We start from the raw sequence: 11221 nt of genomic DNA, 5'->3' as shown, positions 1-11221 counted from the left end.
TATGTTTCCAACCATCGGCGATCTGATATATTATCTCTTCCATATTCGGATTGGATTTCCTATCCAAACGCTTGGTTTTTTTATTGCACTCGCCTTTCTATTTGCCTACATAGTGTTTACGTCAGAATTTAAAAGATATGAAGCCATTGGAAAGATCAGTGCATTTAAGCGGAAGGTAATCATCGGAAAACCCGCTTCGGCAACTGAAATGATCATTAATTTTTTACCCGGTTTTTTATTTGGCTTTAAACTTTTTGGAGCCGTTTTTAATTACCAGGTTTTTGCTGCAAACCCGCGGGCATATATTCTTTCATTGCAGGGAAATTTAACAGCAGGCGTACTTATTGGCGGTGCATTTGCCTTTTGGATTTACCGCGATCGAAAGAAATTTGCATTGCCTAAACCGCAAACAACCGAATATACTGTACACCCTTATCAATTAATGGGGCTGATTGTTTTTAGTGTTGGATTTTTTGGTTTCATAGGCGCCAAGCTTTTTGATATCGTTGAGCATTTTGGCAGGTTGAGATATGATCCGCTGGGTACTATATTTTCTGCCAATGGGTTTGCTTATTATGGAGGCTTGATCTTTGGCGCGCTGACATATCTTTATATCGGCCACCGGCATAACATGAAGCTGGTCCACCTTGCCGATATCGGTTCGCCGGGCATGATGCTGGCGTATGGCATTGGTCGTATTGGTTGCCAGCTGGCGGGCGACGGTGATTGGGGTAAGGTTAACGCACATCTACAACCCGGTTTTTTAAGCTGGCTGCCCGATTGGATGTGGGCGTTCAATTATCCGCATAATGCTATCAATGCCGGTACACTGCTGCCCGGTTGCCTGGGTAACTATTGCAATCAACTGGCTAACCCGGTATACCCCACGCCGTTTTATGAGGCTGCACTTTGCATTGGTATGTTTTGGCTGATGTGGGTTTTTCGTAAACGGATAGTTACACCCGGTTTTATGTTTTTCCTTTACCTTGTGCTCAACGGTACCGAACGTTTTTTGATAGAGCAGATCCGGATAAACCCGGTTTATCATTTTTTAGGTTTACCATTTACCCAGGCCGGCTTCATTGGCTTTTTAATGCTGATGGGAGGGTTAACAGGCTTTATTGTGCTGTTTGCTAAACACAAAAGCCATCATCATAAACATTTACCTGTATAAATATTATTTAATGAAGAAAATTACCCTTGTTTGTTTAGCTTGTTTGAGCCTGGTTTTAACCAATAGAGCCTTTGCGCAAAAAGCTGATACCGTTAATCTTACCGATATTAAATTTAAGGTAGAGGCCGCACCGGAATGGTCGGCCCTGTTAAAGCGTGATTCAGGCTGGTTTGGGGGCGATGGTATTTATACTATTCCTTTGAATGGGAAGGAGACCGGCCAGGCAAAACATAACGATAAAGTGCTTTTTATTTTCAGCGATAGCATGATAGGAGCGGTGCGTGATAACACTATGGCTCCGGGGGCCATCATGATCCACAATGCCGTAGCTGAACTAAAAGGCAATGAGCCTTTGGATAAACAGATGAAGTTTTACTGGGATAAAAACGCCAAAGGAAAACCGGAGTCTATTTTTATCCCCCATACACCTAAAACAGGAGCTACAGATTACTACTGGCTTGGCGATGGCTTTGTAAACCAGGCATTGAATAACAATATCTATATTTTTGGTTACAGGGTACATAACGTAAGCAACGAAGCATTTGGTTTCAGGGAAGTTGGCAACACGCTCATCAAGATCCCGGCAAACAGCAAACCTCCTTATAAGGACATGAAACAAATGGATACACCCTTTTACCTGGTAGATCAGAAAGGGGAAAGCGGTTCGTTTGGCGCCGGCATTTATGTAAATACTAAAGAAGCCGGTGCGCCAAAGCCCGATGGTTATATTTACGTTTATGGGGTACGTGGCATGGCCAAGCACCTGATGGTTGCCCGTGTACTGCCGGGGGATTTTGAAGATTACAGCAAGTGGACTTTCTATAATGGTAAAGCCTGGGTTGCCGATATGGAACAGGTTGCCAATGTAACAAGCAGCGTATCAAATGAGTTAAGTTTTAGTCCGCTGCCGGATGGTCGTTACGCGCTGATATTCCAGGTAAGGGGGATGACCACATCGGTAGGGATGCGGATAGGTGCAAGCCCGGTAGGCCCGTTTGGCCCGATCGTTAAATTATGGGATTGCAAGCCTGATCTTATCGCCAAAACGTTTGTAGTTTATAATGCCAAGGCGCATCCAAGCTTATCAAAGCCCGGTGAACTGCTGATCAGCTACAACATTAACTCCGTTGATTTTTTAAACGATCTGAAAAAATATCCAAACCTCTACCGCCCAAGGTTTATCAGGGTAAAGTTTGAATAAGCAATGTTCTAAAGAACTTTTTCGACGAAGCTTTTCTGTTTAAAGAACATAAAAATATTACCTTGCTAAATCGATTTAATTTTTAATTTTGTTCGGAGGCTAATTATTCTACAATCTGCCTCTGATACCATTATAACCCAATGAAAATACGTTCGCTTATTTGCGCAGTTGCGCTTATGTATGCCGGAAACCTGTTTGCGCAGGAGGCTAATCTTGTTAAGTATGTGAATACCCGGCAGGGTACTAATACCAAATATGAGTTTTCGTACGGTAACACCTATCCGGCTACTTCGCTGCCTTTCGGCATGAACACCTGGACGGCGCAAACCGGCAAAAACGGCGATGGATGGAAATACCAGTATTTTGAGCATACTATCCACGGTTTTCAGCAATCGCACCAGTGCAGTTCGTGGGTTAACGATTATGCGGTGTTTTCGCTCATGCCGGTTGCCGGGAAACTTGTTGTTAATGAAGACGGACGGGCGGCATCATTTAGCCACGATAACGAGATAGCGCAACCAGGTTACTATAAGGTAAAACTTGATAATAATATTACAACCGAAATGTCGCCGACCGAACGGGGAGCGCACCTGAGGTTTTCGTTCCCGAAGGGTAAAGCCTCTTATCTTGTTTTAGATGGCTACACTAAAATGAGCGGGGTAAAAATTATCCCGGCCGAGCGAAAGATAACAGGCTACGTAAACAACTGCCGCTGGGCCCCTAAAGATTTCCGGAACTACTTTGTCATTATTTTTGATAAACCCTTTACCGATTACGGCACATGGGAAAATAAAAAGAATACCTTTTCGGAAAAGAACGGATCGGCAGAGGGCGAAGGTATCGGGGCCTATATCAAATTTAAAGATGGCGAAACGGTACAAGCCAAAGTAGCTTCGTCCTATATCAGCCCGGAGCAAGCCGAACTTACTTTGACAACTGAACTGGGTAAATACAAATCATTTGATGATACCCGGAAAGCTGCTGATAAAGTATGGAACCAGTTACTTGGCCGTATAGCCATTGAGGGGGCTACTGAAGATCAGAAGGCAACTTTTTATTCCTGCATGTATCACGCCAATCTATTCTCTCACCAGTTTTTTGAATATAATAAAGATGGAAAGCCATACTATTATAGCCCTTACGATGGCAAGGTACATGATGGTTATATGTATACCGATAATGGTTTTTGGGATACTTTCCGTGCCCAATTTCCGCTCAATACGGTGTTGCACCCCAAGATGGAAGGCCAGCTTGTAAATGCGCTGCTTGATGCACAACAACAATGCGGCTGGTTGCCGGCCTGGTCGTTCCCGGGTGAAACGGGAGGAATGCTGGGTAATCATGCCATCTCTCTATTAACCGATGCATGGGTAAAAGGGATCCGCACCTTCGACCCCAAAAAGGCACTGGAGGCTTACTATCATGAAGCAACCAATAAAGGCCCGTGGGGGAGTGCCAATGGTCGCCCGGGCTGGAAAGAATATTATGCCAATGGTTATGTGCCTTTTACACCGCAAACCCTTGGTTCAACTGCCTGGACGCTGGAGTTTGCATACGATGATTTTTGCGGATATCAACTGGCTAAACTCACCGGCAATAAATTTTATGAAGATGTTTTTGCCCGGCAGATGTACAATTATAAAAACCTGTTTGATACCAAAACCCGTTTCATGCGCGCGAAAGATTCGCAAGGTAATTGGATTGAACCTTTTGACCCCATGGATTGGGGTGGCCCCTATACCGAAGGTAATGCCTGGCACTGGACCTGGTCTGTTTTCCAGGATACGCAGGGTTTGATCAACCTGATGGGCGGAGAGAAGAATTTTACTGCTAAGATCGATTCGGTATTTACTGAGCCGGGAACCATCAAAGTAGGAGGGTACGGACAGGTGATTCACGAAATGACGGAGATGGCCGAATTTAAAATGGGGCAGTACGCGCAGGGCAACGAGCCTATCCATCACTTGCTTTATATGTACAACTATGCCGGCCAGCCATGGAAGGCGCAGCAACATTTGCGCAGTGTGATGGATAAGATGTATAACGCCGGCGAAAACGGTTACCCCGGCGATGAGGATGAAGGCCAGATGTCATCTTGGTTTGTACTGAGCGCTGCCGGTTTTTACAGTGTATGTCCCGGTACTGATCAGTATGTAATTGGCAGTCCGCTATTTAAAAAGATGACCATCGCCTTGGAAAATGGCAAAAAGTTCGTGATAGAAGCTAACAATAACAACAAGGAGAACGTGTATATCCAGTCGGCGACGCTTAATGGCCGACCTTATACCCATAACTGGATCACCCAGGCCGATATTATGAACGGCGGTGTACTGCATTTTGAAATGGGCGACAAACCAGCTGTGACCCGAGGCGTAGCGCTTGAAGACAGACCGTTCTCGCTTTCAAAAGCTCAATAACAAAATTAAGAAGAATATGGAAAACGTCATTGCGAGTGTTTAAATCCGGAGTCCTCTGAAGGTGAAATGACAAAAAAGGGCCTGTCAGTCTGAGCCTGTCGAAGACTCGCGCGCAGAGGCCTACCCACCATGCTTCGACAGGCTCAGCATGACACCCGTTTTAAGTTGTCATGGGTAGGAACGAGGCAATCCCGATTAGCAGGTCCGCCCTGTACAGTTTGGGATTGCTTCGTTCCTCGCAATGACGGTTTACTTTAAGAATTATTAGAACATTTGCTAAAACGATTTTATGATCAATATTTACAAAATAAAAAAGTCAATTCTATTACTTACTTCGGTGATGCTGCTGCTCAACCCGGCATCAGCACAGGAAATCTTTTACCTCAACAACACCTATAAACAGATTACCTGGAAAGTAAAAGCCCAGACCGACCTGGGAGCCGACAGCCTCGATATCTATAAAAGCGGTTACGCTGCTACTGATTGGGTAAAGGCTATTGTACCCGGTACTGTATTTTCATCATACGTAGCAGCCGGTTTGGAAAAGGATCCCAATTTTGGCGATAATATTTATAAGGTTGATAAAAAGAAGTACGACCGCAATTTCTGGTACCGTACTGAGTTTAATACTCCCGCCAATTTCACCAAACAAAAAATCTGGCTTAATTTCAAAGGTATTAACCGCAAAGCCGGGATCTGCCTGAACGGGAAGAAAATAGGTGGCCTGGACGGTTTTATGCAGCGGGGCATGTATGATGTGACGAAACTCGTAAATACAATGGGGGCAAATACGCTGGCTGTTTTGGTTTATTGCCCGCCGAACCCGTTGGTAAATTATGCCAGTCCAACATATATCCCCAGCGCCAGTTGGGATTGGATGCCTTATGTACCAGGCCTCAACAGCGGCATTACCGATGATGTTTACCTGAGCAACACAGGTAGCCTTACCATTAATGATCCCTGGATTCGTACGGATGTGCCTACCACGGCCCGGGCTGAAGTATCGGTTTCGGTTGGGGTGAAAAACAGCACCGATACTTTTCAAACAGGAACCTTAACTGGTGTTATTAATCCGGGAAATATCCAGTTTACTCAAAAGGTATTTGTGGGCGCTAACAGCAATGCCGAGGTAAAAATCGACCCAAAACATTTTTCGCAGTTGGTGATCAACGGCCCAAAACTGTGGTGGCCCAATGGCTATGGCGATGCCAACCTGTACACCTGTAACTTAAGCCTGAAGCTGGGCGATGAAGTATCTGACAGCAAACAGATCCGGTTCGGCATCAAAAAGTACAGCTATGATACCGCGGGCCATGTATTGCATTTGTATGTAAATGGCACCAAAGTATTTTTAAAGGGCGGCAATTGGGGGATGGCCGAGTATATGTTACGTTGCCGGGGAGACGAGTACGATACTAAAGTGCGCCTGCACAAAGAGATGAATTTTAACATCATCCGCAACTGGATAGGCTCAACCACGGATGAAGAATTTTATGATGCCTGCGATAAATACGGCATCATGATCTGGGATGATTTCTGGCTTAACTCTATCCCTAACCTGCCTAATGACGTAAATACTTTCAATGCCAACGCCATCGAAAAAATAAAACGATTCAGGAACCATCCTTCCATTGCCATTTGGTGCGGTGATAATGAGGGCGAGCCTTTACCTCCGCTAAGTAACTGGCTTCGTGAAGATATCAGCGCCTATGACGGTAACGACAGGTATTATCAACCCAACTCGCATGCGGGGAATTTAACAGGCAGCGGTCCGTGGACTAACTTTGATCCGCGCTGGTATTTCAGCCGTTTTCCTAATGGCTTTGGCGGTAACCAGGGCTGGGGGCTTCGCAGCGAGATAGGTACAGCGGTATTTACCAATTTTGACAGCTTTAAAAAATTTATGCCTAAAGATAAATGGTGGCCGCGGAACGAGATGTGGAACCTGCATTTCTTTGGCCCGTCCGCAGGCAATGCCGGGCCCGACAGGTACGACGATGGTATTAAAAACCGTTACGGTGCGGCTTCGGGTATCGAGGATTATTGCCGCAAAGCTCAGCTGCTGAACATCGAAACCAATAAAGCCATGTACGAAGGTTGGGAAGATAATATCTGGGAAGATGCATCGGGCATTATGACCTGGATGAGCCAGTCGGCCTATCCTTCATTGGTGTGGCAAACCTATGATTACTATTATGACCTCAACGGTGCCTACTGGGGAGCTAAAAAAGCCTGCGAACCGGTACATATTCAATGGAACCCGGTAAATAATGTCATTAAAGTGATCAACACCACCCGTACCGACGAAAACAACCTCACTGCTTACGCGGATGTTTATAATAGTGATGGACAGATCGTAAAACAATACAGCCTGTCAAAAACTATCGATGCGCCATCGAATACAGCGCTGAATTGCTTTACCATGGCTTTTGCTGATAACCCCGAAAATTTGGCACTAAACAAACCTGCATTTGCATCATCAACCACCATGGGTGAGGCCGGTTCTGTAACGGATGGCAATTCGGGAAGCAGGTGGGCCAGTAATTCCAGCGATGCCGAATGGATCTATGTCGATTTGGGTAAAGAGCAGGAAGTAAACGGCGTGAAATTAAACTGGGAGGAGGCATACGGTAAAGCTTTCAAGATCCAGGTATCTGACGATGCTAAAAGCTGGAAAGATGTTTATGAAAGCGGCGATGGGCATGTCGGTGTTCAACAGGTTACCTTTGATGAAGTAAAAGGCCGATACGTGCGTATGTATGGATTGCAGCGTGGATCGGGTTGGGGCTACTCGCTTTGGGATTTTGAGGTGTACGGCGGCGCGCCGAAAAGCAGCGGTCTTACGGATGTTCATTTCATCAAACTAAGATTGATTGATAAAAGCGGAAAACTGGTATCAGATAATTTTTACTGGCGAGGCAATAAACGCACAGATTTTACCGCCCTTAACCAACTGCCAAAGGTTAACCTTAAAGTATCATCAACCATAAAACAAATTAACGGCAAGTATTATGTGAATGCAAAGATCAGCAACCCGTCATCATCAAAGGCGGCTGCATTTGCCATTCGTGTACAGGCAACGAAAGCCACCACGGGTGAACAGATCCTGCCGGCAATAATGAATGATAACTATTTTTCGCTAATGAAGGGTGAATCAAAAGATATCAGGATTGAATTTGACGCAGCCTTGCTGGGCAAGGATCAGCTGAAACTATTGGTACAGCCTTATAATGATCCGGTAATAACGGAAAAATAATAATAAGCTTTTGGTACCTTGAAGTTTTAAACTAATTTACCGGTCCAATTAACAAACAAACCTGCACAATGGATACCAAACCCAAATTCACCGAACGCAAGTTCCTTGTCGTACTTATTTTTGTAACCTCCTTATTTATGCTCTGGGGTATAGCAATGACCCTTGGCGATACATTAAACAAGCATTTTCAAAATGTTTTACACGTTTCAAAATCGCGTTCGGCTTATGTACAGTTATCATTATTTGGCGCTTACGCGGTGATGGGCATCCCGGCAGGTATGTTCATGAAAAAGTTCGGTTATAAAAATGGTGTGCTTTTAGGTCTGGGGCTGTATGCTGCAGGTGCATTCCTGTTTGTTCCGGCGGCTGATGCTAAATCGTTTGACTTCTTTCGGATTGCCTTGTTTATCCTGGCTTGCGGCCTGGCTACGCTCGAAACCGTTGCCCATCCATTTGTTGCTTCTCTCGGCGACCAGCGCACCAGCGACCAGCGCATTAACTTTTCGCAGGCTTTTAACGGTGTCGGCGGCGTTATCGGTCCGCTGTTGGGCGGCTATTTTGTTTTAAAAGGGGGGCAGGAGCATTCTAACGACCTGATATCTGTCAAACACCTGTATATTGTGATAGGAGCAGTGATAGCATTGGTTGGTGTAGCATTTTCATTTTTAAAAGTGCCGTCATTGCAGGATCCGCATGTTGTAGCAACAGATTCATATGCGGTTGCCGGTGAAGGGCATATTCCGGAAAGCCTGTTCAAAAAAAAGCATTTTGTTTTTGCAGCCATAGCGCAACTGTTTAATGTGGCAGCACAAGGTGGCACCTGGGCCTTTTTTATTAACTACGGTCACGAGATCATGCATTTAACCGACGAACGCGCGAGCTACTATTTTTCATTAAGCATGGTGATGATGATGGCCGGCCGTTTTATTGGCACCTTCCTGATGCGTTACATAGCGCCAAACAAACTGCTGGCGGTATTTGCCCTTGGTAATATCCTGATGTGTGTTATTGTAGCGCAGGGTTTTGGCGTAGTTTCATTTGTGGCACTGCTGTTCATCAACTTCTTTTTCAGTATTATGTTCCCAACCATATTTAGTCTGGGGTTAAAAAATTTAGGTTCACAAACGCAAAACGCGTCATCATTTATAGTAATGGGAGTTGTAGGCGGGGGATTGTTTCCGCCGGTTATGGGCCTGATTGCTAATCACAATGTCGCTACAGCATATTACCTGCCTATCATTTGTTATATGGTGATATTTTTATTCGGGATCAGTTATCCTAAACTGAATAAAAAAGGAATATGATCAAATTAGCTTAATCGATTTATTTTTATATTTTGGCCAATAATCGCTTAATAAATCATAGTTATTAAGCGATTATATTTTATATTTGATTTTAGCCATTGTAAGCCATTGAAAAAACTATCGATTGTTGATATCGCCAACGAATTAAAGGTTTCTAAAACCACCGTATCATTTATACTGAACGGGCGCGCCAAGGAAAAACGGATAGGTGAGGACCTGGTAGAGCGTGTTACCAAATACGTGGAAGAAGTGGGTTATAAACCTAATTCCCTGGCTAAAAGCCTGCGTACCGGTAAATCAAATACCATTGGTTTAATGGTTGAAGATATTTCAAACCCCTTTTTTGCCAGCATAGCCCGGCTTATTGAGGATAGAGCTTATAAAAACGGCTACAAAATAATTTATTGCAGTACCGATAACGATACCCAAAAAACCAGGGAACTAATTAGCATGTTTCGTGACAGGCATGTGGATGGCTATATTATTGCTCCGCCCGAGGGTATCGAAGACGATGTAGAACAACTGCTTAAGGATGGCTTGCCGGTAGTAATGTTCGACAGGCATTTACCCAAGGTAAATACCGATTATGTAGAGGTTGATAATCTTTTCAGCACCTATAATGCCACCAGGCACTTAATACAACAGGGTTACAAAAATATAGGCTTCGTTACTTTCGCTTCGTCACAAACACAAATGCTCGCCCGGATGCAGGGCTATAAGGATGCGCTGAAGGAAAGCCGTTTTGCCCCCGTGGTTAAAGAGATTGTTTTTAACCAGGACGAGGAAATGATCATTAAGCCGATGACTGCCTTTTTTAAAAAGCATCAAGATCTCGACGCGGTAGTTTTTGGCACCAACCATGTAGGCACCTGCGGGTTAAAAGTATTTAACACGCTGGGCATTAAAGTGCCCCGGGATATGGCTGTTATATCATTTGATGATTATGACGTTTTTAAGCTATACTCTCCTCCAGTAACCGCCATAGCTCAGCCGGTTGAAGAAATTGCGGATAATGTGATCACCGTGCTACTCAAAAAGCTTAATACCAAGGGAGTTAGTACTGCTTCTCATTCCATAATTCTTAAAACTAATCTGCAGATCAGGGGTTCATCATCCGGATTAAAAGGATGATTTAATTTAGTAGTGCCATATATTAGCAGGTAAAAGTGAAGTATTTGTAAAGATGGATATTTCGTAAATATTCAGTTTGTATCTTACCTTTAATAAAAATTTACTGTTATGAAACGGGCTTTTATTATAAAAAATAAAGCAAGAATGGTATTGGCCTTAGCTGTGCTTACTGCTATGCTTTTATTAGCCAACTGGAATGGTCGCGACAATGTTAAAGAATTGGATAAAACGTTGACATCCATTATGAAGGACCGCTTATTGCCGGCTACTTTTGTACATGAAATAAGCACTCGGCTTTATGAAAATAAACTGGCAGCTGTTTCTGGTGCAGATGTCCAGGTAAAAATTAATGGTAATTATGCAGCTATAGAAGCGTTAGCAAAGAAATATGAGGCCACTCAATTAACACGCGAAGAATCAGCAAAATGGAAGACCTTTCGTGTGCAATTGCGTCATCTGCAGCAGCAGCAAGCTGGCCTGAATAATGCAGAGTATGTTTTTAATCAGGCTCTTAAATCGCTTGATCAACTGATAGCTATACAGGTTGGCGAGAGCAACCGCCTGCTGCAAAGCGGACAAAGAAATGTAAGTTCAAGTATACTTACAGCCAATTTTGGTGTGGTTGTTTGTATTTTACTTGGATTATTTATTATGGTGCTGCTAAGCGCCAGGGAACAAATGATTTTAAGGCAGGACGAAAGGCATTTGCTCAATTAAAGTAGTTTTAATAATGAAATC

At 44.0% G+C, this 11221-nt stretch carries 7 protein-coding genes; all 7 read left to right on the top strand.

The features are described 5' to 3' along the window. The first annotated feature begins 1 nt into the window (after position 1). The 7 genes from MusilaSJ_RS05330 (at position 2) to MusilaSJ_RS05300 (ending at position 11200) form a co-directional block, all read left to right on the top strand. Positions 2 to 1174: a prolipoprotein diacylglyceryl transferase gene (locus tag MusilaSJ_RS05330; protein WP_274989018.1), complete on the top strand. Its 1173-nt coding sequence runs from the start codon at positions 2 to 4 to the stop codon at positions 1172 to 1174. Between the two features lie 10 nt (positions 1175 to 1184). Then, complete coding sequence (locus MusilaSJ_RS05325) at positions 1185 to 2375, top strand: DUF5005 domain-containing protein (RefSeq protein WP_274989017.1); 1191 nt, start codon at positions 1185 to 1187, stop codon at positions 2373 to 2375. A gap of 140 nt (positions 2376 to 2515) precedes the next feature. Continuing rightward, on the top strand, positions 2516 to 4792 hold the full coding sequence (locus tag MusilaSJ_RS05320) for a GH92 family glycosyl hydrolase (protein ID WP_274989016.1): 2277 nt from the start codon (positions 2516 to 2518) through the stop codon (positions 4790 to 4792). A gap of 289 nt (positions 4793 to 5081) precedes the next feature. Further along, positions 5082 to 8048, top strand: coding sequence for a discoidin domain-containing protein (locus tag MusilaSJ_RS05315; RefSeq protein ID WP_274989015.1), 2967 nt, complete (start codon positions 5082 to 5084; stop codon positions 8046 to 8048). Positions 8049 to 8116: 68 nt separating this feature from the next. Next, positions 8117 to 9352: an L-fucose:H+ symporter permease gene (gene fucP, locus MusilaSJ_RS05310; protein ID WP_090527285.1), complete on the top strand. Its 1236-nt coding sequence runs from the start codon at positions 8117 to 8119 to the stop codon at positions 9350 to 9352. A 108-nt stretch (positions 9353 to 9460) separates the two neighbouring features. After that, positions 9461 to 10483, top strand: a complete 1023-nt coding sequence (locus MusilaSJ_RS05305) for a LacI family DNA-binding transcriptional regulator (protein WP_274989014.1) — start codon at positions 9461 to 9463, stop codon at positions 10481 to 10483. A 108-nt stretch (positions 10484 to 10591) separates the two neighbouring features. Next, positions 10592 to 11200, top strand: coding sequence for an MCP four helix bundle domain-containing protein (locus MusilaSJ_RS05300; RefSeq protein WP_274989013.1), 609 nt, complete (start codon positions 10592 to 10594; stop codon positions 11198 to 11200). Positions 11201 to 11221: the final 21 nt, after the last annotated feature.

The organism is Mucilaginibacter sp. SJ (genome assembly GCF_028993635.1).
GTDB lineage: Bacteria > Bacteroidota > Bacteroidia > Sphingobacteriales > Sphingobacteriaceae > Mucilaginibacter.
The sequence above is the reverse complement of the archived record's forward strand: the minus strand, read 5'-3'. Positions and strand labels throughout refer to the sequence as shown.

What these genes read in the sequence shown, in the direction of transcription:
- MusilaSJ_RS05330 (WP_274989018.1), top strand. Translation starts at nt 2, where the DNA reads ATGTTTCCAACCATCGGCGATCTGATATATTATCTCTTCCATATTCGG.
- MusilaSJ_RS05325 (WP_274989017.1), top strand. Translation starts at nt 1,185, where the DNA reads ATGAAGAAAATTACCCTTGTTTGTTTAGCTTGTTTGAGCCTGGTTTTA.
- MusilaSJ_RS05320 (WP_274989016.1), top strand. Translation starts at nt 2,516, where the DNA reads ATGAAAATACGTTCGCTTATTTGCGCAGTTGCGCTTATGTATGCCGGA.
- MusilaSJ_RS05315 (WP_274989015.1), top strand. Translation starts at nt 5,082, where the DNA reads ATGATCAATATTTACAAAATAAAAAAGTCAATTCTATTACTTACTTCG.
- fucP (WP_090527285.1), top strand. Translation starts at nt 8,117, where the DNA reads ATGGATACCAAACCCAAATTCACCGAACGCAAGTTCCTTGTCGTACTT.
- MusilaSJ_RS05300 (WP_274989013.1), top strand. Translation starts at nt 10,592, where the DNA reads ATGAAACGGGCTTTTATTATAAAAAATAAAGCAAGAATGGTATTGGCC.